Source organism: Lysinibacillus sp. NPDC094177 (genome assembly GCF_050279145.1).
Taxonomy (GTDB): Bacteria; Bacillota; Bacilli; order Bacillales_A; family Planococcaceae; genus Lysinibacillus.
In genome coordinates, this window is record NZ_JBNNTW010000008.1 from 42,071 (window position 1) to 69,021 (window position 26,951).

Below are 26,951 nucleotides of genomic sequence, written 5' to 3' on the forward strand. Positions count from 1 at the left end.
TCCCACTCCCTTTATAAGCAATATTTATAAATTGTTTTTGCAACGCCATGCTCGATATTTGATGGAACAATAGCATCTGCATATTCCTTCAATGTAGGAATGGCATTGTTTACTGCAACGCCGACCCCTGCTACTTTAATCATTTCAATATCATTAAAGTGGTCGCCAATTGCAATAGCCGATTGGATTGGTAAATTTAAATAATTCATTAACACTTTAAGCGCCTCACCTTTACTTACGTTTGCTGGCAAAATTTCTAAATACGTATTTTCAGATTGAATAATTGTTACATCGGACATTGACACTTTTTCAAAATAGTTATAGCATGTTTGAAAGCACGCTTCTTCATTAATAATTAATATTTTATAAACGATATGTGAGGTTAAAAAAGCGACACTCGGTAATAGTTGCACTGTTACTTTATCCTTTGCTGTGTATGTTCGAATCGTGTCCGTTTCATTTAAAATGTAAATTCCTTCATCTGTATAAATACAAATGTTCAACTTATTATTTAAAGCCATGTTGACAAAGCCTAATGCAAATTGTATTGAAATATGTCGCTCATAAATGACACGCTTTAGTTGGTAATCCATTACTTTGCCGCCGTTATATAAAATAACAGGATACTTAATCTGAAGTTGCGCAATTAATGGCTGAACCGATTGCTCTACGCGACCTGTTGCAATTGTAAAAATGCCACCCTCGTTTTGAAATTGTTGAATTGCTTTTAAATTTTGTTCGCTAATTTGCTGATTTTGATCTACTAATGTTCCATCAATATCACTTACAACTACTTTATACATAGACAAACTCCTAACTGTTTAAATCGCCTTTTCCTCATGCTTCATTACATGTATGCGGTCCGTATTTAATGTTATGCATACTTCTCCTTCGTAAAATTGCGTTGGTGCTACATCATCAATCAACCATTTCTGCCCTTCAATTTGAACAGTGTAGCGAACAGAGCTACCTAAAAAACTATGCTTGCAAATTTGACCTTTTAGATGCAATGTTCCTTGATGTTGCTGCTGTCTATCCTTATGCAAAGTCATTTGCTCTGGGCGAATCATTAAGCTCACTTTTTCTCCTACTGACCAATTATTGCTACGCTTTGGCATTGTAATTATGTCTGTTGTTGTTCGAATATGAAGCTGGTCGTCTATTGCTGTAATTTTTCCCTTGTAAAAATTGGCAACACCGACAAAATCGGCCACAAACTTATTAGCCGGTGTATTGTAAATTTCCCATGGTGTACCGAATTGGCAAATTTCTCCTTTATTAAAGACAGCAATTTTATCTGAAAGCGACAATGCCTCCTCTTGATCGTGCGTAACAAAAATGGCTGTAATATTCGTTTTTTGCTGCATTTCACGTAGCTCATTTCGCACCTCTACACGCATTTTTGTATCTAAGTTACTAAGCGGCTCGTCCATTAATAGCACCTCCTGACCTTGTACCAATGCTCGTGCAAAGGCTACACGCTGCTGCTGACCGCCACTTAGCTCTCTTGGATAACGATGCTCTAGCCCTACTAAGCCGAACATATATAGCATTTGCTGAATTTTCTCCTTCATTTCGGATTTAGTAAATCTTTTTATTTTTAAGCCGTATGCGACATTTTCCTCTACGGTTAAATGAGGGAAAAGTGCGTAATCTTGGAATACTAATGGCGTATCGCGCTTATGCACAGGCAAATGGTTTACACATTTTCCATTAATACAAATTTCACCGCCATCGACCTCATAAAATCCTGCAATCATTCGCATTAAAGTTGTCTTCCCACACCCCGATGGACCAAGCAGTGTAATAAATTGTCCCTTTGGAATCGATAAATTTAAGTTTTCAATCGCTGTAAAATTTCCGAAGCGCTTCGTAACGCTTTTAATTTCAATCATATTAGTCATTTCCGTTCCTCACCTATCGTTATATTTCAAATGTTTTTCCGCGTAATCGGAAAGCTAGCTTCGTTAAAAGTAAAACTGAAATCGCAATGCCGATTAACGTAATTGTGACAGCTGAGGCTGCTCCCCATTGTCCATTACTTAATAATCCAATAATTGTAATTGTGCCCACCGATGTTTTTAAGGAATAGATAAAAATAACGACGCTTAAGCATGTTACGGAGCGTAAAAAGGCAAGTACCATACTTGAAATAAATGATGTTCTCACGATTGGTAGCAGTACCTTAAAATACGTTTGAATACCCGTTGCGCCTAAATTGGTCGATGCTTCCTCTATCGAAGGACCGATTTGCTGTAGAGCTGCCGCATTCGCGCTATAGCATGTCGGCAAATTCCAAATCATAAGCGCTAAAATAATAATGAATGACGTGCCGGTTAACGAGAACATGTCCCCACCAAATGCAAATGCAAAGCCTAAACTTAAAAATACTCCTGGAATTGCACCTGGCAGTACTGCTAAAAAATCCATCCATTTATTTAAACCGAACTGCTTACGCTGTACTAAATATGCGACTAACACTGATAGCAATGCCGCTCCAACTGCTGCACAAACAGCATACACAATACTATTTATAATTTCCTGTTGCTTCCCTACAACGTATGCCATATTGTCCAGCGTAAGAGACCAATCATAGCCCCAAGTTGTTGTAAAAGCACCGTAAGCGAGCGTGCCATATACTAATACAACGACAACACTGACGAACATACAAAAGCTAAATAATAGCCATTTTACCCATGTAGCAATCGGATACGGCTGTAGTGAAGAATCCTTACCCGTAACAGTTACATAAGAGCGTTTTCCAACCCAAAGTCGATTGATTAAAAATAGTGATAATGCTGGTACAAGCATTGTTGTTGCTAGCATTGCTGCTGCCGGAATATCGAACCAGCCCGTCATTTGCGCATAAGCCTCTGTTGAAAGTACAGAAAAGTTACCACCAATAATCATCGGGTTACCAAAGTCCGCTAAAATACTCATTGCCACGACTAGCGCACCACCCGCAATACCTGGTCGGCAGAGCTTTAAAAAGACATCAGTAAATACTTGCCATTTCGTTGCCCCTAAATTGTAAGCAGCATACTCCATTTGAATTGATGCAGCCTTAACTACACCATAAATTACCGCATAGGCATACGGGAAAAAGCTAATTGTTTGAACAGCCCATAAACCGGTCCATCCATAAATATCAAGCGGAATGCCTAAAAGATGATTAGTAATAATTCCTTGTCTGCCGAATAATAAAATGTACGATAATGCCACGATAAATGGCGGTGACACGATTGGTAAAAGTGTCACGATTCGAAACAAACCTTTACAAGGTATATCTAATCGCGCCATCGTATAGGCGAAAATAAAGGCGACAATCGTGCTTGAAAGCGTTGATAAGATCGTAATAAATACCGTATTAACTAACGAATTTCTCCATCTCACATTTGTCCAAAGCTGCGAAAAAATTTCACCGTTCGTTTCCATAACAACACGCGCAATTGGGTAAATAATTAGAAAGGTCATAATCGTTAGCAAGGTGAAAACTAATACCATTAGCAAAGGTTCATTGCGAAGCTTCTTTTTAAATTGCAGCATATTTTCCTTCATTTCACTTGCTCTCCTTTTAAATAGCAGGCTGTCTTGTACAAGCTCATACAAAACAGCCCCGTTGCTGAAAAAATTAGTTTATTTCGTTGTTAAAGGCGTAAAGCGCGATAAAACATCCTCTTTCATTTCTGTTGCCTTTGCACGATCATAGTCAATTAACTTTAATTCTGAAAATGCTGGTACCCCTACCGGCGGAGCGATGTCATCACGTACAGAGTAACGAGCGGTTTCATTGCGAATTAGCTCTTGTCCTTCCACTGAAAGTAACCAGTCGATAAACTGTTGTGATTCATCCATTTGGTCCGTACCAGCTAAAATTGCTGAGCCACCAATTTCAATTGCATTTTCTTCTGGAATAATCGCTTTTATTGGGTAGCCTTTTTCAGCCGCTTTAATAATGTCATGTGCCCAGTGAAGACCAATTGTAAATTCTCCTGTTGATACTAGGTTGATAGAATCTCCACCAGAGGCTGTAAAGTGATGCGCGTTTGCAGCTGCCTGTTCAAAATATTTGAACGCTTCGTCTTCACCTTTTCGGAAAATTTGTGTCGCTGTGTAAATGTAACCACTTCCGACTGTCGCTGGGTTCGGTAAAATTAGTTCGTCCTTATAAGCTGGGTCTGTAATGTCTTCCCATTTTGTCGGCTCTTGTACACCCTTTGCTCCAACTGTTTCAGCGAAGCGCTCCGTATTTAAAACATATGCTAATACTCCTGTATACCAGCCTTGGAAATAGTTATCCTCATTTAAAAACATTGGATCTAAATCTTTCGCATTTGGCGATGCATATTGCGCTAAAAGCTCTGCTTCAGCTAAAGGTTCATAAAACTCTACTGAGCCCCCAATTAATACGTCCGCTTGCGGTGATTTTCCTTCCGCTTGTATACGTGAGCTCGCTTCCCCAGCCGAGTTAAATAGTAAGTAATCCATTTCAATACCTGTAGTTTTTTCGAAGCTTTCCTCAATACGTGTCATTGCATCTTCGTTTAAAGATGAATAGACAACAATTGGCTCACTTGATTTTTTTTGTGCGGACGTATTTGTTACCTCTGCATCGTTTTCATCACCACATGCTGCCAATGCAACAGCTGCCGCTAAAATCATCGCTGTACGGCTAAACACTTTTTTCATGTTAAACATTTATAGTTCCCCCAATTATAATTTTTGGCATGTTTGCCTTTTTAATAGGTTTGCCTCTATTAATGCTGGTTGTTCGGGCAATGATTCGTTTTTATCGAGTGTCTGAATAGTTTGTAATAATAGATTTGCTACTTGCTTCCCCATTTGCTTACGGGGCTGATCCATTGTCGTTAGCTGAATCCAATGTAAGGCTGAGATTTCGATATTATCGAATCCAATGACTGATATTTCTTCAGGAATACGAATATTATGTACGGTTAAATATTCAAGTGCTCCAATTCCTAACAAATCATTTGCTGCAAATACGGCAGTAACTTCATGCTTTTTTAGCAACTGACGCATTCCTTCACGACCATCCTCAATCGTACGCCCACCTTCTTCGAACAAAGAATTTAGCCGATTTTTTGCTAGTGTATCCACATATCCTTGCTTTCGCATTTGTCCTGTGAAGGAGGTATCTGGCATACTTAAAAAGCCGATTTCTTTATGCCCTAGCTCAATCAAATATTGCACTGCTTCACAAGCAGCCTTGTAATGATCCACATCTATATAGGGAATATTTAGCTGTGGTACACCCCGCCTTCTTAAAAATACAACCGGAATTTTGAGTGTTTGTAGTAGTTCGATTAGCTGTTCATCGAAATGATCGGGTGTCAGAATTAAACCGTCAAATTGTCTCGATACGGCATTTTTTATAAATTCCTTCTCTTTCTCCGCATCACGAGCGGTACTTCCATATACAACTTGATACCCTGCTGGAAACAATACCTTTTCGATTTCTCTTGCAATATCCGCAAAGAAGGGATCGGTAATATCAGGAATCATGAGGCCAACTGTATAGCTCTTTTTGTGTATGAGGCCACGCGCAAATGCATTTGGCGTATAATTTAGCTCCTTCGCCTTCGCTAATACAAGCTCCTTCGTTTGAATATTAATGTCTGGGTGATTGTTCAGCGCACGGGAAACAGTTGAAACGGATATTCCTAATGATTGCGCGATCGTTTTAATGCTTGGTGCCATAAAAAACTCTCCTTACTATCCTAAATATGCCCTGGCCTATTATCGGTAACGCTTCCGGTAACGTTCCCAATAACAAATCCTATTATAAAAGTAGTTTGTATAGCATATATGTAGTAGCCGTTAAATTCGTGTAAATAAATGTAATGAAAATTAAAATTTATAATCTTCCTATTAATGACTTCTTCTTATATCAATAGCCCTAGATTTGAATGGAATGATGTTAATAATTTGTAAAGACATCGAAAATCTACACAAAAAAAGGAATAGCTCTCCTTATGGACATATTCCTCTTAACACATTATTTTAATATCACTTCAATGAAAAACTTAGTTGAAGATATAAAGGAAACGGCGTAGCGTAAAAAGTAGGTATTTTTCACGCTGCACCTTTTCTTATTAAAAATTATGTAAATAAATTCGTATACGCCGCTTTAACTTCATCAATTAAATTGAATAATGCGGACGGAATTCCTGTAAAGGTAGCGATTGGGTGACTTAAAAACCTACAATCGTACCCATAGATAACATCATAAATGCTAAAATCGCACCTGTTATTGCGTAAAATACATCGTAAAGTGACAATAAGAATAACTAGCCTAGATCAACATTTAGATCTGCAAAAAATAGCCATTGAAAAGTACGCCCAGGAACAAGAGCTCGAACTGATTATGTACGTTGAAAAAATCTCCACACGCAAAAAAGAAAGAATAGAATTGCAACACGCACTGAAAGCAGCTACTAAAGGAGATCGCTTTGTGGTCTATAAACTAGATCGCCTCGATTACTAGATTATGACTAAAGAAATCATAACTTTAATTACTTTAGGGATAGGAAGTATTTTAAATATCTGGGTTCAAGGTTCAATTAAAATTACAACTATAAAAGGATTGATGATCCAATATATCTTCATAATCGCTAATTTTGTGTTAAAACTTATATTATATCAATTATGCCGAGGCATAATTGATTATATTCTCCATTTCGCCCTATTTGTGTGTCCGTTTTCCTGGTGCCAGATACTATCCATCTCTATTTTCTGGTATCCCGTATTTTGTAAGAACATTTTATTTCGACGCACTATTCATCCTACCTTTTGATGTCTCAATACTCGAAAAAAAAAAATCGAGTAGGAATGAATCCCACTCGATTTCATAAACTTTTATTAAGCTAAAACTTTCATAACGTCGCGGACTGCCTCTGCCGATTTATCTAAAGCTGCTTTTTCATTGTCTGTTAATTCAAGCTCAAAGATTTTTTCTACACCATTCGCACCTAATAATGTTGGAACGCCTAGATATAAATCATTGTAGCCATATTCGCCTTCTAAATATGCAATAGATGGAAGTATACGTTTTTGGTCTTTAATGATAGCTTCTGCCATTTCAATAAGTGCCGCTGAAGGAGCATAATATGCAGAACCATTACCAAGAAGGTTAACGATTTCAGCGCCGCCTTTACGTGTACGGTCAACAATCTCTTCAAGACGATCTGCCGGGATTAATGATTCTAATGGAATACCACCAGCGAATGAGTAGCGAGTAAGTGGCACCATCGTATCACCATGACCACCTAATACAAAACCTGTGATGTCTTTTACTGAGATATTAAGTTCTTCAGCTACAAACGCACAGAAACGAGCCGTATCAAGTACACCTGATTGACCGATTACGCGATTTTTAGGAAAACCAGTTTCTTTGAATACTGTGTAAGTCATCGCATCAACTGGATTTGTAAGAACGAGGATTGTTGCATTTGGTGAGTACTTAGCAATTTCCTTGGAAACAACCTTCATCACATCTTGATTAATTTGGACAAGATCGTCACGGCTCATACCTGGTTTACGAGCAACACCAGCAGTAATGATTACTACATCAGAATCTGCAGTATCCGCATAATTAGAAGTACCTTTAACATAAGAATCATACCCTTGCACTGGTGCAGCTTCCCACATATCTAGAGCTTTACCTTTTGTTGGGTTTTCAGCTTGAGGAATATCCACTAACACTACATCACCAAGTTCTTTTTGAGCTGCTAAAAATGCTGCAGTAGCGCCAGTAAAACCGCTACCGATTACTGAGATTTTTTTTCGTTTCAGAGACATTCGAATACGCTCCTTTAAAATTAGGTTATTGATAATCAATTATGCCTCGGCATAATTGCGTCTGGAATCGGCTTTGTGCTTGCACAAAGCCGATTCCATGACAGCCGCCGGAGGCTTAAATTCTTTCAGTGGGTGTTCAAACTCCCGCTGAAAGAATTTAAAAGAGGGAGGAGAATAAATTCTCCTCCCTCGATTAAACAAGTTCATCGTAAATATTTTATTAAGCTAAGGTCAATAGAAATTTACATTTCACCCTAATTATATCGGCAGAATATACTTCCGCTTTAACTATAATTTTCTATTTTAGAATAGGAAATTATAGGTTTTTGATTAACTCAGTAGCGAATTCTGAACATTTCACTTCTGTAGCGCCGTCCATTAAACGAGCGAAGTCGTAAGTTACAACTTTAGAAGAAATTGTTTTCTCTACAGATTTAGTAATCATGTCAGCTGCTTCTTGCCATCCTAAGTGTTCAAGCATTAATACACCTGAAAGTAATACTGAAGATGGGTTTACTTTATCTTGGCCAGCATATTTTGGAGCTGTACCGTGAGTAGCTTCGAAGATCGCGTGTCCAGTTACATAGTTAATGTTTGCGCCTGGAGCGATACCGATACCACCAACTTGAGCAGCTAATGCGTCAGAGATATAGTCACCGTTTAAGTTCATTGTAGCAACTACGTCGAACTCATTTGGACGAGTTAAGATTTGTTGTAAGAAGATATCAGCGATAGAATCTTTAACTAAGATTTTACCAGCTGCTAAAGCGTCAGCTTGTGCTTTGTTCGCTGCTTCTTCACCTTGCTCAGCTTTAATAGCATCGTATTGGTTCCAAGTGAATGTTTGATCAGCAAATTCTTTTTCTGCTAATTCATAACCCCATTTTTTGAATCCACCTTCAGTGAATTTCATGATGTTACCTTTGTGTACTAAAGTAACAGATGGGCGTTTATGATTAATAGCATATTCGATAGCAGAACGTACTAAACGCTCAGTACCTTCTTTAGATACAGGTTTTACACCGATACCAGAAGTTTCTGGGAAACGGATTTTGTTTACACCAAATTCAGATTGTAGGAAGTTGATGATTTTTTGTGCTTGTTCAGAGCCAGATTCGAATTCGATACCAGCATAGATGTCTTCTGTGTTTTCGCGGAAGATAACCATATCAACGTCTTCTGGACGTTTAACTGGAGAAGGTACTCCATCAAAGTGACGTACTGGACGTAAGCATACATATAGGTCAAGCTGTTGACGTAATGCTACGTTTAGAGAGCGGATACCACCACCGATTGGAGTAGTAAGAGGACCTTTGATTGCGATTAGGTATTCGTTGATTTTATCTAAAGTTTCTTGTGGTAACCATTCACCAGTTTGGTTGAATGCTTTTTCACCAGCTAAAACTTCTAACCATTCGATTTTCTTTTCACCGTTGTAAGCTTTTTCTACTGCTGCGTCGATTACGCGTGATGCTGCAGCCCAAATATCTGGACCGATTCCGTCACCTTCGATGAAAGGAATCACTGGATTGTTTGGTACATTAAGTACGCCATTTTCAACTACAATTTTGTTTGACATTGATGTTGCCTCCTAAATTCATAATCATAGGACTGTGTTATACGTAACACAGTCCCAAATATTCTAGCATATTTTCCGAATTAGCGCTCGCTGATTGGAACATATTTTTGCATGCCTGGTCCAACATACTCTGCACGTGGACGGATTAGGCGGTTGTTAGCATATTGCTCTAAAATATGAGCTACCCAACCAGAAGTACGAGATACTGCGAAAATTGGTGTGAATAGGTCATGATCAATACCTAAAGAATCATACACTGACGCAGAGAAGAAGTCTACGTTTGCTGGTAATTTCTTTTGTTCTACGATCATGTCATGGATTTTAACTGACATTTCATAAAGCTCTGGTTTACCAGTTAGCTCAGTTAATTTTTGTGACATTACACGTAAGTGTGGTGCACGTGGGTCGCCTTTGCGGTATACGCGGTGACCGAAGCCCATGATTTTTTCTTTGTTATCTAATTTATTTTGAATATAAGATTCAACGTTTTCTAGTGAGCCGATTTCAGTTAACATTTTCATAACTTGCTCGTTTGCACCACCATGAAGTGGTCCTTTTAATGCACCGATAGCTGCAGTTACACCAGAATAAACATCTGATAATGTAGCTACACATACACGTGCTGTGAATGTAGATGCATTTAATTCGTGGTCAGCATGTAATACTAACGCTTTGTCGAATGCTTCAACTTCGATTGCTGCTGGTTCTTCACCTTTAAGCATGTATAAGAAGTTTGCTGCATATCCTAATTCTGGTTTTGGCGCAACTGGCTCTAAACCTTTACGAACACGCGCAAATGCAGTAACTACTGTAGCAATTTTAGCTTGTAGACGGATAGCTTTACGGTAGTTAGCTTCAGTATCCATAACATCCGCTTCTTCATCGAATACACCAAGTAAAGATACTGCAGTACGTAGTGCAGCCATTGGATGTACAGTTGATAGTGGGTATGTTTTGAATTGGTCTACAACTGCTTGCGGAATAGTCATGTTGTCTGCCAATTGTTGTTTTAATTCAGCTAGCTCGTCCGCTTTTGGTAAACGAGTATGCCATAATAAATAAATTACCTCTTCAAATGACGCGTTCTCTGCTAAATCATCAATGTTGTAACCAACATATGTAAGTGTGTCATCGATAATTGAGCTGATTTTAGATTCCGCTGCTACGATACCTTCTAAACCTTTAGTTGCTGACATAAATTATCGCTCCCTCATACTATATTTTTTAGTTGTAAATGCATTTATTAGGTCGCATTTACGTTTTTTGCTCATATGAACCATTAAGTAAATCGCTTACATTGCTATTATAATCATTTTTGACATCTTTGTGAATGAAAATCCTCCGAATAAAGAAAAAGGTGCGCGAGCGATTATTTATACGTTTCAAAGAGATTCTTTTGTATATATTGACATTAATTCATCATTTGAAATGGGGTGAATTTGTAAAAATGAGGAATATTAAATATTTTTCATACGAAAGAACTACAAGTGTTTTGTTTTTTATATTTTATTTGGTAATATTGTGGTTCGTATTACCTGTGTCACTTGCAATTTTTTTGTCTTTTTCCACATATCCTATCATAAAATTTCTTAACTCGTATTGCAGAATTACCTATTGGCTTGCAGCAATTATTGTGGAAGCACTTATACTAACTTGCATTTTTCTTCTCGTGATCATATCAATCAACAGTATTATTCTTGTCTTCCCTGAAATCAGAGATACACTGCAAAATTTTCCACTTTTTAATGCATATGAATCAATGTTCATCCAAGTTTTAAAGGAAAAATCGCTTTCTATTTTCGATTCAATCTTTATATATATAGCTAATATTTTCCAACTGTTCATGAAGCATGTAATTGAAGTATTTATATTCCTTGTCGCTTACTATTTCGCCCTATTGGAAACTCGCAAATCCCGATATTGGTTTTTTCAATATGTGCCAAAAAAATTCCGCAATGAATGGCAGAAGCATTTTTCTAAAATAATGCAGCTATTTCATTACTTTGTGTACGTGGAGTTTCAGCTATTCACGATTACACTACTCATTCTTTGTGCCGGATTTTTGATCCTCCAATTTGAACAAGCCATCATTAAAGCTTTTATAGTAGCATTTGCAGATGTACTTCCATTCTTTGGGATTGGAGTATTTCTTGTACCCATGAGCATTTACTTTTACTTAAAAGGCAATACCTTTTTATGTGTTGCTATTTTACTTTTGTATCTTTTCGTTCAATTAACAAGGCAGCTAGCTGATTCCATGCTTTGGTCAAATACATTACAATTACGTACATTCCATACCTTTTTCATCAGTGCTGCCTCTATTTTGTTATTTGGTTTTTATGGAATTTTACTTAGCCCCATATTTTTATTTTTGGCAGTTAAACTAAAGGAAAATACTATTTTTGAACGATGATAAATTGACCTTTTTTCATTTTTTTCCGCATCCAATAATAAAAGATTGGTTGGAACATTTTACGAGAAAAAGGCATGAGCAATAATAAACCAACAAAATCTGTTATAAAACCAGGTAATGCTAGAAGTACACCACCGCTGAAATTTAACACTGTATCAACTAATGCTGGCCCAGGAGACTCTCCACGTCCTATCGTATTTTTTACCTTTTGTACAGAATTCATACCTTTATTTTTCACTACATAAATACCAATTATACTCGTAGCAACTATAAGTAATAATGTATTAAAAACACCAATATTTTGACCAATTACTATTAATAACGCCAACTCGGCTAACGCATAGACAATGAAACCAAGAAAAATTTTTCTCATATTTTTCTCCTTTCTATCTGAAAAAGCTATACCATTTATACGTTATTATAGCCCATTAAGTTTCATTTAAAAAATAATGGGCCCTATTCAATGAGAAGATGACGCTATTCTTTTTATAGTAAATTTTCATTCCATGAGGGAAAAGGAATGATTTCAATTTGGTTAAATATTGTTTAAACTAAATTAGCTCATAACCATAACGTGGGGTTGATTTCCGTTCTTGCAGCGGCACCGATGTTGGTCACGAAGACGTTATCACAGGATGTGATGCTCTTAGACCGTTCCTCTATCGCTAATCCCCAAGGAATCGCCCAACCTCCACTCCAATCAACTTATACACACGATATACTTATTAACAAAATGTCATCCCTAGATTTTGGTTATAAACCGCAAAATGCTATTTACTTCTTTATTATAAGAAAAGCTCTACTGCAAATAGTTGCACTAGAGCTTTCTATTATAGATTAAAGAACACTTGCATGCCCTTTGTAAATAACTCCTGTTTCAGCATCCATTGTAATTTCTTGACCGTGGCGAATTAAAGTAGTGGCTTCTTTAACTCCGACGATAACAGGAATGCCAAGGCTTAGTCCTACAACCGCTGCATGACTTGTAAGCCCGCCCTCCTCTGTAATCAGACCAATACAATTTTCAAGTGCTGGCATCATATCACGATCTGAGCCAACCGTTACTAAAATGCATCCTTCTGTACCATAAGCTAGTGCCTCTGCTGCATTTTTTGCAACAACTGTTTTACCTACTACTGAAGCTTTACCTATTCCTTGACCACGAGCTAATAAATCTCCAATGATGTGTACCTTCATTAAGTTAGTAGTACCTGCTTCACCTACTGGTACACCTGCTGTAATGACAACTGCATCACCGTGCGTTACAAAGCCATGCTTCAAGCTCTCATCAACAGCTAGCTCTAAAATTTCATCTGTTGTCGAAACACGTTGACAAACAACTGGGTTTACACCCCAAACTAATGTTAATGCGTGAGCTGTATTGGTAGAGCCTGTTACAGCGACAATCTGTACACCTGGGCGATATTTTGCAATCATTCTAGCTGTGTTACCACTTTCTGTAGGTGCTAGTACTGCCTTCACACCTAAGTTAATCGAAGTATACGCTACTGCCTGAGAAATCGCCTCAGTCATATTTGCCTCTTTTTCACGACTACGTGTAGAGACGATTGCCTTATAGTCTAATGAATTTTCTGTACGCTGCGCGATTTTATTCATTGTTTGTACGGACTCTACTGGATAAAGCCCTGCTGCCGTTTCACCAGATAGCATAATTGCATCTGTACCATCGATAATTGCGTTTGCTACGTCACTAGCCTCTGCTCGTGTTGGACGTGGATTACGCTGCATTGAATCTAACATTTGTGTAGCTGTAATAACTGGTTTACCTACTTGATTACATTTTAAAATTAATTTCTTTTGTACAAGTGGTACTTCTTCTGCCGGGATTTCTACACCTAGGTCACCACGTGCTACCATTAATCCATCTGAAACTAAGATGATTTCGTCGATATTATCGACACCCTCTTGGTTTTCGATTTTCGGGATAATTTGAATGTGGTTACCGCCATTTTGTTCAAGTAATTCTCGTATTTCTAGTACATCCTTTGCTCGACGAACGAACGAGGCTGCAATAAAATCAACACCTTGTTTAATACCGAATAGAATGTCCTGTGCATCTTTTTCTGTTATTCCAGGAAGCTGTACAGAAACACCCGGCACGTTAACACCCTTTTTATTTTTTAAGACACCTGCATTTTCAACAATCGTATGAATAAGGCCTTTTTCCATATCTTTTGCTAATACACGTAATTGAATAAGTCCATCATCTAATAAAATAATAGAGCTTTGCTCAACGTCCTCGATTAAACGATCATACGTTACAGAGAAGCTTGACTCAGTTCCTTCAACTTCAGTCATTGAAATATCAATTACTTGCCCTGCTGCTAAATGCAATTCTCCGTTTTTCATATTATGTGTACGAATTTCAGGACCTTTTGTATCGAGTAAAATCCCAACTGGTTTCCCTAATTTTTGTGCTACTTCGCGAATTAAATTAATACGTACTTCGTGCTCCTCATGAGAACCATGCGAAAAGTTTAAGCGGGCAACATTCATACCTGCTTCTATTAGTTTCTCTAATGTTTCTGGTGTCTCACTTGCTGGACCAATTGTACATACGATTTTTGTTTTTCTCATTTTCTGCCCACTCCGTTTTATGCCAAATTATATTGATAGTTCTTTCATTAAAGTGTATAAACTTACATCTGCCTCATGATTTTTTTCGAAAGCCTCAGGCATATCATAGTCAATAACTTGATGATTGCGGATACCTACCGCCCTGCCAGACTTTCCTTCCATTAGCAATTCAACTGCATGTGCACCGAATTGACTCGCTAGAACACGATCACGCGCAGTAGGTGAACCACCGCGTTGGATATGTCCAAGAACAGAAACACGTGTTTCTTTTCCTGTTTTTTCATATAATAGTTTAGCCAATTCACTACCAGACATGACACCCTCAGCAACTATAATAATGCTATGCTTTTTCCCGCGAGCTGCACCACGGTCTAAGCGTGCCACAATATCATCCAAATTATAATCTTCTTCTGGAATTAAAACTGTTTCAGCTCCAGCTGCAAGACCTGCCCATAAAGCAATGTCCCCTGCATCTCGCCCCATTACCTCAACTATAAAGGAATTTTCATGAGAAGTTGCTGTATCACGGATTTTATCAATTGATTCCACAACTGTATTTAGTGCAGTATCGAATCCTATAGTATACTCGGTTCCAGGTACGTCGTTATCAATTGTTCCTGGTACGCCAACAACAGGAAAGCCTTTTTTCACTAAATCCATAGCTCCACGGTAAGAACCATCACCACCAATAACGACTAGTCCTTCAATACCAGCTTCACGCATATTATCAATGCCTCGCTGCTGAACAGCGTCTTCTTTAAATTCAGGACATCTTGCTGAATTTAAATGTGTACCACCACGTTGAATAATGCCACCTACTGAACCTAAATCAAGATCTTCCATGTTACCTTTTATTAAGCCATCATAGCCATGCTTAATTCCGACAACATCAATTCCATGATATGCTGCTTTACGAACGACTGCACGAATGGCTGCATTCATTCCTGGCGCATCTCCACCACTTGTTAATACGGCAATTTTTTTCATTGTCGAACCTCCTGCAGATACTATTATTATTCACATTAACATGAAAAAACAAACTATGTAAGTGTTCTGAGGCTAGAAAAACATAACTTTTACATAAAAAATAAAAAGAATGCGCTTTCACACACTCTTTCTATTCAAAAACATCCGAAATTTAACATTTATTCAATATATTTTCACGTTTTTTTACGTTGTTCACTCTAGGTATTCTATTTAATCTAAATCACAATTTTTAACTATTTTCGAGCAAATTAACATATTCAAAAACCTAAAACTGTAATTTACGCTTCTGTATATTGGCCAATTTTTTTAAATTTCTCATAACGGTCTTCAATTAATTGTTTGCCATTTAAAGAATTTAATTCTTTAAGTGTATCGCTTATACATTCTTTTATATTAAGTGCTTGCTTCGCTACATTGCGATGTGCTCCACCTGTAATCTCAGGGATAATTCCATCAATAACACCAAGCTCTTTTAAGTCAGGCGCTGTTATACGCATTGCTTCAGCTGCTTGCTTCGCTAGGCTACCATCACGCCATAAAATCGACGCAGCTCCTTCTGGTGAGATAACCGAATATGTTGAGTTTTCTAGCATAAAGACACGATTTGCTACACCTAATGCAAGTGCACCACCGCTTCCGCCTTCCCCAATAACGATTGAAATAACCGGTACTGTTAAGCCCGCCATTTCGACTAGATTTCTGGCAATCGCTTCACTTTGACCGCGTTCTTCAGCTGCCTTACCCGGATAAGCACCTTTCGTATCAATAAAACAAATAATTGGACGGTTAAACTTCTCAGCCTGTTTCATTAAACGTAATGCCTTACGATATCCTTCAGGGTGTGGCATACCGAAATTTCGACGTATGTTTTCCTTTGTGGATTTTCCGCGTTGGTGTCCAATAATTGTTATCGGCTGGCCCTCAAAAAATGCAATTCCGCCCAGAATAGCTGCATCATCACCAAACGTACGATCACCATGTAACTCAATAAAGTTTTCACACATAGCTTCTATATATTGTAAAGTTGTTGGTCGTTCTGGATGTCTAGCAACCTGTACACGATCCCATGGCTTCATATTGGCATAAATTGATTGTTCAAGCTGTGTCAGACGTGTTTCAAGCTTTTCGATTTCGCCTGTCATATCTACATCTGCTTCGGTAGCAATCGTTTTTAATTCATCAATTTTTTCACGTAATTGTACTACTGGTTCTTCAAAAGCTAAATTTTTAGACATGTTGCACGCCGCCTTTCGTATGCATTTTTACAAGTACAGCTACTTGGTTTCGTAAATCTTTTCGATGGAAAATGGCATCAAGCTGACCATGCGCCAGTAAAAATTCAGCCGTTTGGAAATCACTTGGTAGTTTTTCTCTTACTGTTTCTTCGATTACACGACGACCAGCAAAGCCAATCAATGCTTGTGGCTCCGCGATATTAATATCTCCAACAGAGGCAAAACTCGCAGAAACGCCACCTGTTGTAGGATGCGTGAGTATTGAAATAAACAATAGACCTTCATCACTATGACGTTTTAATGCCACACTCGTTTTTGCCATTTGCATTAATGATAGGACGCCTTCTTGCATGCGCGCTCCGCCACTTGCTGTAAAGATAATAAACGGTACACGTAATTCAGTAGCTTTTTCAACAGCACGTGTAATTTTTTCTCCGACAACTGAGCCCATTGAACCCATACGGAAATGAGAATCCATAATTGCAACAACAATTTCTTCTCCATCAAGGGTCCCTTTTCCTGTCAGTACAGCTTCGTTTAATCCCGTTTTTTGTTGATCCGCTGAAATTTTTTCAACATAAGCAGGGAAATTAAGAGGATTACTTGTTTGTAAATGATCGTCCATTGAAACAAATGAACCTTCATCTAAAAAATAGGCTACGCGCTCCTGTGCTGTCATTTTGAAGTGATGGTCACATTTTGAACATACTTTACTATTTTTTTCTAATTCCTTCGTTAATTGAATGTGACGGCATTCTGGACATTTTGTCATAAGTCCTTCTGGAAATCCCTTTTCTTGTCCATCCTCTTTCTTTTTAGTAAATAGGCTACGAATTGCCATGTTTGACTCCCCCTTTGTTGTCTAATTACTTTGTACAGTCTTCATCCACTGCTCGTAAGCTTTTAATGCTTCTTTTTCATAGCCTAGCTGCATCGATTTCAACATAGTTTGAATGATTAATTTTTCTTCTTCTGTTGAGTTTCGATTTAAACGGTCACCGTCATAAACTGCTAATTGAAACCATACTTTTAGTGAAAGACGATTTCCTGACGTGATTATTATTTCCCGTAAAACATCCAGACAATTAATCGTACCTTCTATCTCTAGCTTTACAAAAAAACTGTCCCACACAGGTAGTGTTCGCAGAGTTTCTATACAACTTATTACGCGAATAGCTTCCTTTTCATGAATTTGTCGCGTTAATTCGACATCCTTTTTTGATTTTTCATCTTCTAATATAAACATCGACAGTATTTCTACGAGCTGATGCTTTTGTGTGGAAGCTAGGAATGTACCTCCCCCATGTTTCGTTTCAATAAGACCTAATAATTCTAAGCTTCGCAATGCCTCTCTCACAGAGGATCGCCCGACACTTAGACGTTCTGAAAGGACTCGTTCAGAAGGGAGCTTTTCACCAGCCTGTATTTTTTCAGTTTTAATAAGTTGTCGTAGTTGCTGGACGATATCTAAAAACACTTTCTTTTGTTCGGTTTTTTTATCCATACGATCAACTCCTCGTTCTATTATTTTCGCCTTGGCCTAATTGTAGCTGTCGCTTCGCTTTCGCACAGAAAAACATTTGTTGCTGTCGCTTCGCTTTCGCGTAGATAAACAATGCGTCCTAAGGCTTTATCTTCAAAGATGGAGTCTTCTACTGAATGAAGACTAAAGTGGTCTGGCCACTTTTCAACATTGACTATAGCTTACAAAAAAATTATTAAAAAGTAAAGAAAAAAACTGCATAAAAATATATGCAGTTTCTAGAATTTTCTTCAATTTCATATTCTTTTCGTCGTTTGTGCATGTTTTACTTTCACTTGAGGTCTACCAAAGCGCCTTTCCAGCGTTCCCTCAATGTAAAGCAATTCATCTTCTAGTAACAGCTCTTGAACAAGATGAAAAACTTGCGGGAATAAAGTTACAGACACCGTCCCAAACTCATCCTGAAGCTGCACAAAGGCCATTTGTTCACCTTTTTTAGTGCGTATTTTTTTTACTTCTTCTATCATGCCAATCATTTTTACATACGTTCCCTCACGAGCATGTTTTAACTCTCGGCACGTATTATTTACTTCATTCCAAAAAGTTCTTTCCTCTGAGACCGGATGTGCTGAGATATAATAACCAAGACTTTCCTTTTCATGGAGTAATTTTTCTTTTTGTTGCATCGCTTCCGCTTCCATATACTTCGGTTTACCAAAACTAAAGGCAGTTGCCGACTCTATATCAATGTCCTCAGTTGGTCTTAACAATTCAGCATGCTTTAAGGCTGCCTCCAATGTTGCTATTAGTACAGCACGATCTTTACCTATATAATCGAGGGCACCCGCGAAAATTAAAGATTCCATAACTTTTGGTTTAAAATGCTGTGCACTTAAAGCAACCGCCAAGTCAAATAGATTATTAAATGCTTCTGCGTTCGTTTTGCGTAAGGTACTCACCGTCTCTATAAATGTATGAGGTACTCCCTTTATTCCGGATAAACTATAGCGAATTCCATCCTTTTCAACAGTAAAAAATTTTGTACTCTGTTTTAATGAAGGTGGATAAAATGGAATCCCCTTCTCTTTCGCTTCACTCACAACCTGTAGGATTTTCTCCACATTTCCTGTGGCATTTGATAAAAGTGCTGTATAAAAGCTTTGTGGGAAATGTGCCTTTAAATAAGCCATTTGGTAGGAAATAACACTATATGCGACAGCATGGCTTTTTGGGAAACCATAGTCTGCAAAGCGCACAATTAATGCATACACTTCTTCTGCCACATGAACGTCAAAGCCTTGTTTCATTGCTCCCTTTACAAACGCAGCACGTTGTTCCTCTAATACTTGACGATTTTTTTTACTTACCGCCCGTCGCAATAAATCCGCTTGTCCCATCGTAAAACCTGCCATCACCGAAGCAATTTGCATGATCTGTTCTTGATAAACTATGACACCAAATGTCTCTCTTAAAATGGATTCTAAAGCTGGATGTGGCATAGTAACTGATTCCCTACCCGCTTTCCGTCTTGCATATACAGGAATAAAATCCATCGGACCAGGGCGATACAACGCATTGACTGCCACTATATCTAAAAAATGGGTTGGATGAATATCACGTAAAGCTTGCTTCATACCTTCCGATTCTAATTGGAAAATCCCTAATGTATCTCCCATTTGAAGAAGCTGAAATGTCTTTTCATCCTGCATTGGAATAAGGTCAAACTCTATCCAAGGACCACCGGCTTTATAAATTGACCAACGTATCTGCTCTAAAATTGTCAGGTTGCGCAATCCTAAAAAGTCCATTTTGACAAGTCCACTAGCTTCTACATCTCCCATCGGCCATTGCGTACAATATATTCCATCATGCCCTTCTTCAATCGGTATCGTATTGACTAACGGTGAAGGTGACAGCACAATCCCAGCCGCATGAGTAGAAGAATTTCTTGGCAACCCTTCAAGTTTTAACGCCACTTCAAACCAGCGACGATGTTTTTCATCCTCGGCTAGCCAGCCTTGTAAGCCTTGTGATTCGGCAACTGCATTCTGCAATGTTATCCCAGGCTTATTTGGAATCATTTTTGAGATTTTCTCCAATGTTTCAGCGTCAAAACCAAAAACACGGGCAACATCTCTAGCTACGGCCTTAGCAGATAAAGTGCCAAACGTAATAATTTGCGCTACATTTGCCTTTCCATATTTCTGAGCGACATAGTGGATGACTTTTTGTCTTTTACTGTCGACAAAATCGATATCAATATCTGGCAATGTAACACGTTCAGGGTTTAAAAATCGTTCAAATAATAAGCCGTAAACTAATGGATCTACTTGCGTAATTGATAAGCTATAAGCCACAAGAGAACTCGCTGAAGAACCACGACCAGGACCTGTTAAAATACGATTTTCTTTAGCAAAATGCATAAAATCTGCAACAATTAAAAAATAATCTGCAAAGCCCATTGAACAAATAATTTCAAGCTCGTATTGAAGTCGCTCCTGATAAACTTGAGGAATTTCAATTTGCTTAAAACGATCCGCTAATCCTGCAAAAGCCTCTTTGACTAGCAAGCTTTCGGCTGTTTCATCAGTTGACACAGGAAATTTAGGCATTTGGACGTGCATTTCAGGAATTTCCGCGGTACAGCTAGCTAGCATCGTTGCACTAGACTCAAGCCACTCTGGATGATCCGCAAACCAACTTCGCCATTCCTCTTCCGTTGGAGCGAAATAACCTTGTAAACGGTCTGATAACATTGTATCAGTAATCTTTTCACCTGCATCTATTGCTCTTGCAGCCTCAAAGGCAAAATGATCTTCCGGACGTAAAAAATAGCAGCTTTGGGAAGCAACCATCGTTATGTTCATATTTTCGCACCATGCTACATACATTTCTTCTTTTTCAGCTATCATTCCTGTTGGTCTTGCTATGCCTATAAATAATTGCTTTCCAAATACCTTGTTTAGAGCACTTGCTACTTCAGTCCAATCCTCAATTTCTACTAAATCATCCGAAGAAAGTAATGCCACACAGCCCGCTGCATATCCTTCAAGCCATTTCCACGGTAGTGCATCATCTTCTCTAATAGAAACTGCACTACTAATCTTTAAAAGATGTTGGTAACCTTCTTGCGTCTGAGCATACAGCACAAGTGGAACCTTTCTTTCTTGCCATTGTATGTTTATCGAGAGCCCTAATACAGCATGAATATTCGCTTGCCGCAACGCTTTACAAAAAGGCAAAAGCCCATACAATTTTGAATTGACGATTGCACAGGCCTGAGTATTTTGCTCTTGTAAAAAAGGGATCAATTGTTCAAGCCGAATCGTACTTTTCAATAAATCCGCGCTCGTATGCATTTTCGTATATACATGTGTCAAATGAATCCCTTCCTTTCTAGGTATTAAAGATAATATTAAATTTAAAGCTTTGAATAAAAAAGGTGTATTGATTAACCATTTTTAGCCAAACTAATTAATTAGAAGGCTCTGATATCCGCTACAGGCTACAATCAGCTAAAATGGAAATATATTAGTAAAATAGCAACAAAAAGTCCTTTATCGCTCAATATCCCCAATTAACACGCCTGTATTATTATTTTTGTTAGCGCACGATCGTCGCAAGATCACAATTTTATTGGTTCGCAAACGAATAATCACGTTATTGGTATGCCTTACAAATTTCCTGTATTCTCGTTATAACATGGTCTGCTTCTTCCCATGAGTAAGCTGTAGCTCCAGAAGCAAGCGGATGTCCACCACCATTAAATTCCTTTGCCAAAGTGTTAATAATAGGGCCTTTTGAACGTAAACGCACACGAATCTGATCTGCCTCTTCAATGAAAATCACCCATGCACAAATACCTTTCACACTTCCAAGACAGCCAACTAACAAGGAGGCTTCTGACGGTACAGCATTGAATTCTGCCAGCAATTCCTTTGTCAGCTTGATATGTGCTGCTCCATACTCATCCATTTTGAAATTTTGATAAATATAGCCCTGTAAATTTAAAAGCTTTTGATCCATTTCATACATTCCATCGAAAATTTGATTTCGATCAAAATTATATGCAATAAGCTCTCCTGCAATTTTAAACGTTTTTACGGTTGTGCTAGGGAATTGGAAACGTCCTGTATCCCCTACAATTCCAGCAAATAATAATCTTGCGGAGGCATGAGGTAGAATCCAGTTTGCTATTTGTTTCCCTTCCTCAAACAGCTCATAAATCATTTCACTACAAGAGCTCGCATTCGTATCAACCCACAGTAAATCACCATACGCATCATCATTTGGATGATGATCTATTTTAATGACCATTTTACCCTTTGTATAGCGTTGATCGTCTACACGTTCAGTATTTGCCGTATCTGTCACTATAACTAAAGCATCGTCGTATATATCATCCGTAATGCGGTCTGGTTTCGCTAAAAATGATAATGATTCATCATGATCACCTACAGCAAAAACTTTCTTTTCCGGATAATTTGCTAAAATTAGCTCTTTTAACCCTTGCTGAGATCCATAAGCATCTGGATCCGGACGCACATGGCGATGAATAACGATTGTTTCATATGAAGCAATTGTGTCGATGATTTGTCTTTTCAAATTAATTCCCCCAAAAATGATAGTAATAACCGTTAGCATTTTTCTTCAATAATAGTTACAATAATGACTAGTTATGCTAGGAGGTTTACTATGCTCAATTTAATATTTGTGTTTGCAATAATCATATCATTTGTTTTTTATTTTTATTTTAAAACAAAACAGTTTCGCTCTCCATTACCGATCGCTAAAAATTGGTACAAAAGTAAAGCCAATGTAAGTTTTGGTGCATTTATTCTTTTATTTGGTTTAAACCAAGCATATTTATTCCCTGAGTTATATACATTTATTATTGTAGCAATTCTTGTCGTTTTAGGCATCTTTGTTATTATCGAAAATATTAAAAAGGTTCGACACTACGGTCAATTTGTTGAAGAAGAATACCGTATTAACAAATGAATAATCAATTATGCCTCGGCATAATTGCGTCTGGAATCGGTCGTTGCCATAGGACGTGACGTTCTTAGACTGAGTTCCGACACCCGCTGAAAGAAGTAAAAGGGATGGCCTAGCATTTACCCTAGGCCATCCCTTTTTGTCTTTTCTTAACGTTCTAGTAGTTGGAACATCATCATTGCCTTCCCTACAAGAATTTGTTGATTGAACACTTCGAAGTCCATTTTCACAAACTTACGACTCATATCTAGTATTCGAGGCTTTACAATAAGTGTACTTTCCATTTGCACAGGCTTGATGAAATAAATCGTCATGTTTTCGGCAACTGCATCCCCACGTTTACGACGCTTTAATGCAAATGAGCCAACTTCTGCTAATAAAGTTGTAAATGCTCCATAAGAAATTGCCCCATATTGGTTTGTCATTTGAGGTGTTACTTTAAACTCTACGATTAGTTCTTCATCGCCAAGCACCTTCATCTCATTTTTCACTAAATCATCGATTGTTTCACCATGTTGTGGTTGTCTTTGAGCAAGTTGAAGCGCTTTTAGTACATCTTGTCGACTAATAACACCTTGCAAAACATTGTCATCATCAACGATTGGTAACAGGTCAATCCCTTCCCAAATCATACGATGTCCTGCAGAAGCAACACTCATTTTCATCGATCCAGCAATCGGATTTTTTGTCATAACCTTTTCAATAAGCTCGTTTTCTTCTCGACCAATAACGTCTTTTACCGTAATCATCCCAGCAAGCTTATTGTTTGCTGTAACAACAGGAAATGCACCATGAGTTGTTCGTTCATTTAGCTTTTGGAAATGATGAATTGTTTCATCATTTCGAAGAACAGCCGTATCAGTCATAGGTACATAAATATCTTCAATAAATAAAATATCTTTTTTGATTAATTGGTCATAAATTGCACGGTTAATCATTGTTGCCACGGTAAAGGTGTCATAGCTTGTTGAAATGATTGGTAGGTCCAAGGAATCTGCAAGTAACTTATTGTCCTCAGTTGTATCAAAGCCCCCTGTAATTAAAACAGCTGCCCCAGCTCGCAGTGCATTTTCATGTGCTCTAATACGGTTACCTACGATTAGCAAGCTTCCTGCATCTGTATAACGCATCATATCTTCTAATTGCATGGCACCAATAACAAATTTCGTTAACGTTTTATGTAGACCCGTTTTTCCACCTAAGACTTGGCCATCTACAATGTTAACTATTTCAGCGAAGGTTAATCGCTCAATATTTTCTTTCTTTTTCTTCTCAATACGAATTGTTCCAACACGTTCAATAGAGCTTACTAAACGACGATTTTCCGCTTCTTTAATGGCACGGTATGCCGTTCCTTCACTCACCTGCATTTCCTTTGCAATTTGACGTACTGAAATTTTATCGCCCACGGGTAGTGATTCGATGTATTGTAAAATTTTCTCATGTTTTGTAGACAAATTATCACCTATTTCTCAAGCATCAATTCTGCTCTTAGTGTACCATATTTTTTATCAAAATATTTAATATAAAGTGATGAATTTGTTTTCATTCCCCATCATTTCAACTACGCACGTGGTGCCAATCCATATAGTACAGCAGTGTCGCTAATTAGGAACAGTTTACTTTTTCACCCGCTTTTAAAATTTGAACCTCTGCATTTTGCACTAAATCTGCAAAAGTTTGTGGATCCTGCTCGATTGGAGGGAAAGTATTATAATGAACTGGTACGACAATTTTCGGCTTCAAAAATGAAACTGCACAAGCCGCATCTTCTGGACCCATCGTGAAGTTGTCACCAATTGGTAAAAATGCAACATCAATAGGATGGCGTTCTCCAATTAATTTCATATCACTAAACAACGCCGTATCCCCTGCATGATAGATAGTTAATCCTTCGATAAACAATAATATTCCAGCAGGCATTCCCATATATATAATTTCATTATTTTCAGTTACATATGACGAACCATGGAAGGCTTGAGTAAATTTCACTTTACCAAAATCAAATTCCTTGGCTCCCCCTATATGCATTGGATGCGCTTTCACTCCTTGCCAAGAAATCCAATTAGCTAGCTCATTTGGTGCAATGACGAGTGCATCTTTTTTCTTTGCAAGCTCCACTGTATCACCAACATGATCATTATGGCCATGTGTAAGTAAAATAATATCCGGTGCTTCATCAGAAACCTTTAAATCAGTTTGCCCATTGCCATTAATGAATGGATCTATCAATATTGTTTTCCCATTTGATTGAATTTTGACAACTGAATGTCCATGATAACTAATTTCCATATATGTTTCCTCCCTGCAGTACATATTGTGCTACATCATTTTTATTCGCTATCCATGCGATTTTCCCCTTTTTTTGATATGCTTGTACAGAGAATAATAGCATCCTTTCCTAACAAAGCTATACCCTGTTAGGAGACAATTATTCATAGCGTCGAATTCGAGTTTTAGATTGCTCAAAGGTCGATGCCTCATCATGCAGGCTATTATTTTTGTTGAGCACGCGAAATTTTTTTAATGCAACAAGAGGAGGAAATGTTTATGTCAAAGGTTGAAGAAATTCAAAATTATTTGCAACAAAACCAAATTGATGCCGCTTTCGTAACGACACCAGACAATGTTTTTTACGTTTCAGGCTTTAAAAGTAACCCACATGAAAGATTACTAGGTGTGGTGATTTTTAAAGAAGCAGAACCTTTTTTAATTTGCCCACAAATGGAGATCCCAGATGCGAAGGATGCAGGTTGGTCTTACGAGGTCATCGGTCACCAAGATACTGAAAATTCAATGGAAGTTCTTGCACAAGCGATTAAAGATCGAAATGTTAACCCACAAACGTTTGCTATTGAAAAAGCTCAGCTTATTGTAGAGCGTTTTGAAGCTTTACAACAATCATTCCCGCAGGCAAGTTTTGTCCGTCTCGACGAAAAAATCAATGCTATGCGAGTAATTAAAGATGAAAATGAACTAGAAAAATTACGTAAAGCTGCCGAACTAGCAGACTATGCTATTGAAATCGGCTGTAAAGAAATCGCTGAAGGCAAAACAGAGATGGAAATCTTAACAGCGATAGAAAGTGCCATTCAGGATAAAGGCTGCAAGATGTCCTTTGAGACAATGGTATTAAGCGGTCCAAAAACAGCCTCTCCACACGGGAAACCAGGTGCTCGAAAAATAGAAAAAGGCGATTTGATATTATTTGACCTTGGTGTAATTTACGACGGTTATTGTTCTGACATTACACGTACTGTTGCCTTTGGTGAACCTAGTGAGGCACAAAAGGAAATCTACAACACAGTCCTTTCTGCTAATACAAATGCAATTGCAGCAGTAAAACCAGGTGTTCGCGCAATGGATTTAGATAAAATCGCTCGTGATACTATTACTGATGCAGGCTATGGCGAATATTTCACACACCGACTTGGTCACGGTCTCGGCATTTCTGTACATGAATTCCCATCTGTGACAGGCGCAAATGAAATGACAATGGAGGAAGGCATGGTCTTCACAATTGAACCAGGTATCTATAAATCTGATGTGACTGGTGTCCGTATTGAAGATGATGTAGTAGTAACAAAAGAGGGAGTAGAAGTACTAACAAAATTCCCTAAAGAATTGATTGTACTGTAAGTTTATTTAAGAAAAAGGAAGCAACCAACATGGTGCTTCCTTTTTTTAGTGGCGAGTATGCTCTTCGGCAAAACGGGGGCGCTTCCTGGGTGCGTCCGATGAGCCACTTCGCTTCGCTGCAGGTTCTCGGGCCAACAGATGTTTTTTGCGCGAAAGCGAAGCGGCAACAACAAAAGGGTTTTGTCTGTGCGAAAGCGAAGC

At 38.1% G+C, this 26,951-nt stretch carries 22 protein-coding genes; 4 read left to right on the plus strand and 18 right to left on the minus strand.

Annotated features, from left to right (window positions below):
• Positions 1 to 11 precede the first annotated feature (11 nt).
• From ACQKNC_RS14180 to ACQKNC_RS14200, 5 genes are all read right to left on the minus strand, one after another.
• Complete coding sequence (locus tag ACQKNC_RS14180) at positions 12 to 803, minus strand: HAD family hydrolase (RefSeq protein WP_427425477.1); 792 nt, start codon at positions 801 to 803, stop codon at positions 12 to 14.
• Between the two features lie 18 nt (positions 804 to 821).
• A complete protein-coding gene (locus ACQKNC_RS14185; RefSeq protein ID WP_427425478.1) occupies positions 822 to 1,904 on the minus strand; it encodes an ABC transporter ATP-binding protein in 1,083 nt (360 codons plus the stop codon).
• 19 nt (positions 1,905 to 1,923) lie between these two features.
• On the minus strand, positions 1,924 to 3,558 hold the full coding sequence (locus ACQKNC_RS14190) for an ABC transporter permease (protein WP_427425479.1): 1,635 nt from the start codon (positions 3,556 to 3,558) through the stop codon (positions 1,924 to 1,926).
• 78 nt (positions 3,559 to 3,636) lie between these two features.
• On the minus strand, positions 3,637 to 4,698 hold the full coding sequence (locus ACQKNC_RS14195; protein WP_427425480.1) for an ABC transporter substrate-binding protein: 1,062 nt from the start codon (positions 4,696 to 4,698) through the stop codon (positions 3,637 to 3,639).
• 15 nt (positions 4,699 to 4,713) lie between these two features.
• Complete coding sequence (locus tag ACQKNC_RS14200) at positions 4,714 to 5,718, minus strand: LacI family DNA-binding transcriptional regulator (protein ID WP_427425481.1); 1,005 nt, start codon at positions 5,716 to 5,718, stop codon at positions 4,714 to 4,716.
• Between the two features lie 532 nt (positions 5,719 to 6,250).
• On the opposite strand from ACQKNC_RS14200, the gene ACQKNC_RS14205 reads away from it, so the two are divergent.
• The gene (locus ACQKNC_RS14205) at positions 6,251 to 6,505 is read left to right on the plus strand and encodes a recombinase family protein (protein ID WP_427425482.1); all 255 of its coding nucleotides are present in this window, start codon (positions 6,251 to 6,253) and stop codon (positions 6,503 to 6,505) included.
• 374 nt (positions 6,506 to 6,879) lie between these two features.
• Here the strand turns inward: ACQKNC_RS14205 and mdh are convergent, their stop codons facing one another.
• The 3 genes from mdh to citZ form a co-directional block, all read right to left on the minus strand.
• Positions 6,880 to 7,818 (minus strand): malate dehydrogenase, encoded by a 939-nt coding sequence (gene mdh, locus ACQKNC_RS14210; protein WP_427425483.1) that lies wholly within the window; start codon positions 7,816 to 7,818, stop codon positions 6,880 to 6,882.
• A 316-nt stretch (positions 7,819 to 8,134) separates the two neighbouring features.
• Positions 8,135 to 9,397 carry an NADP-dependent isocitrate dehydrogenase gene (gene icd / locus ACQKNC_RS14215; RefSeq protein WP_427425484.1) on the minus strand — a complete coding sequence of 421 codons (1,263 nt, stop codon included), beginning with the start codon at positions 9,395 to 9,397 and terminating at the stop codon, positions 8,135 to 8,137.
• An 80-nt stretch (positions 9,398 to 9,477) separates the two neighbouring features.
• On the minus strand, positions 9,478 to 10,593 hold the full coding sequence (gene citZ / locus ACQKNC_RS14220; protein WP_427425485.1) for a citrate synthase: 1,116 nt from the start codon (positions 10,591 to 10,593) through the stop codon (positions 9,478 to 9,480).
• Positions 10,594 to 10,844: 251 nt separating this feature from the next.
• Here citZ and ACQKNC_RS14225 point away from each other — a divergent pair, with 251 nt between their 5' ends.
• Positions 10,845 to 11,810: an AI-2E family transporter gene (locus tag ACQKNC_RS14225; protein WP_427425486.1), complete on the plus strand. Its 966-nt coding sequence runs from the start codon at positions 10,845 to 10,847 to the stop codon at positions 11,808 to 11,810.
• Here the strand turns inward: ACQKNC_RS14225 and ACQKNC_RS14230 are convergent.
• The 8 genes from ACQKNC_RS14230 to ACQKNC_RS14265 all read right to left on the minus strand — a co-directional run bounded on the left by ACQKNC_RS14230 (position 11,794) and on the right by ACQKNC_RS14265 (position 22,718).
• Complete coding sequence (locus ACQKNC_RS14230) at positions 11,794 to 12,183, minus strand: FxsA family protein (RefSeq protein ID WP_427425487.1); 390 nt, start codon at positions 12,181 to 12,183, stop codon at positions 11,794 to 11,796. The two genes, ACQKNC_RS14225 and ACQKNC_RS14230, sit on opposite strands and share 17 nt — an antisense overlap.
• 464 nt (positions 12,184 to 12,647) lie before the next feature.
• Positions 12,648 to 14,408 carry a pyruvate kinase gene (gene pyk, locus ACQKNC_RS14235; RefSeq protein WP_427425488.1) on the minus strand — a complete coding sequence of 587 codons (1,761 nt, stop codon included), beginning with the start codon at positions 14,406 to 14,408 and terminating at the stop codon, positions 12,648 to 12,650.
• 27 nt (positions 14,409 to 14,435) lie between these two features.
• Positions 14,436 to 15,395, minus strand: a complete 960-nt coding sequence (pfkA, locus tag ACQKNC_RS14240) for a 6-phosphofructokinase (RefSeq protein WP_427425489.1) — start codon at positions 15,393 to 15,395, stop codon at positions 14,436 to 14,438.
• Between the two features lie 278 nt (positions 15,396 to 15,673).
• Positions 15,674 to 16,630 (minus strand): acetyl-CoA carboxylase carboxyltransferase subunit alpha, encoded by a 957-nt coding sequence (locus ACQKNC_RS14245; protein ID WP_427425490.1) that lies wholly within the window; start codon positions 16,628 to 16,630, stop codon positions 15,674 to 15,676.
• Positions 16,623 to 17,471 (minus strand): acetyl-CoA carboxylase, carboxyltransferase subunit beta, encoded by an 849-nt coding sequence (gene accD / locus ACQKNC_RS14250; RefSeq protein WP_427425491.1) that lies wholly within the window; start codon positions 17,469 to 17,471, stop codon positions 16,623 to 16,625. Before accD ends, ACQKNC_RS14245 begins: the two co-directional genes overlap by 8 nt.
• A 21-nt stretch (positions 17,472 to 17,492) precedes the next feature.
• Complete coding sequence (locus ACQKNC_RS14255; protein ID WP_427425492.1) at positions 17,493 to 18,134, minus strand: FadR/GntR family transcriptional regulator; 642 nt, start codon at positions 18,132 to 18,134, stop codon at positions 17,493 to 17,495.
• A 275-nt stretch (positions 18,135 to 18,409) separates the two neighbouring features.
• Entirely contained in the window at positions 18,410 to 21,493 is a 3,084-nt protein-coding gene (dnaE, locus tag ACQKNC_RS14260; protein WP_427425493.1) for a DNA polymerase III subunit alpha, read from the minus strand.
• 280 nt (positions 21,494 to 21,773) lie between these two features.
• A complete protein-coding gene (locus tag ACQKNC_RS14265) occupies positions 21,774 to 22,718 on the minus strand; it encodes a DHH family phosphoesterase (RefSeq protein WP_427425494.1) in 945 nt (314 codons plus the stop codon).
• Positions 22,719 to 22,808: 90 nt separating this feature from the next.
• Here ACQKNC_RS14265 and ACQKNC_RS14270 point away from each other — a divergent pair, with 90 nt between their 5' ends.
• On the plus strand, positions 22,809 to 23,114 hold the full coding sequence (locus ACQKNC_RS14270; RefSeq protein ID WP_427425495.1) for a YtpI family protein: 306 nt from the start codon (positions 22,809 to 22,811) through the stop codon (positions 23,112 to 23,114).
• A 146-nt stretch (positions 23,115 to 23,260) separates the two neighbouring features.
• Here the strand turns inward: ACQKNC_RS14270 and ACQKNC_RS14275 are convergent, their stop codons facing one another.
• On the minus strand, positions 23,261 to 24,568 hold the full coding sequence (locus tag ACQKNC_RS14275; protein ID WP_427425496.1) for a DRTGG domain-containing protein: 1,308 nt from the start codon (positions 24,566 to 24,568) through the stop codon (positions 23,261 to 23,263).
• Between the two features lie 151 nt (positions 24,569 to 24,719).
• On the minus strand, positions 24,720 to 25,403 hold the full coding sequence (locus tag ACQKNC_RS14280) for a metal-dependent hydrolase (protein WP_427425497.1): 684 nt from the start codon (positions 25,401 to 25,403) through the stop codon (positions 24,720 to 24,722).
• Between the two features lie 258 nt (positions 25,404 to 25,661).
• On the opposite strand from ACQKNC_RS14280, the gene ACQKNC_RS14285 reads away from it, so the two are divergent.
• Positions 25,662 to 26,750, plus strand: coding sequence for a M24 family metallopeptidase (locus ACQKNC_RS14285; RefSeq protein ID WP_427425498.1), 1,089 nt, complete (start codon positions 25,662 to 25,664; stop codon positions 26,748 to 26,750).
• Positions 26,751 to 26,951: the final 201 nt, after the last annotated feature.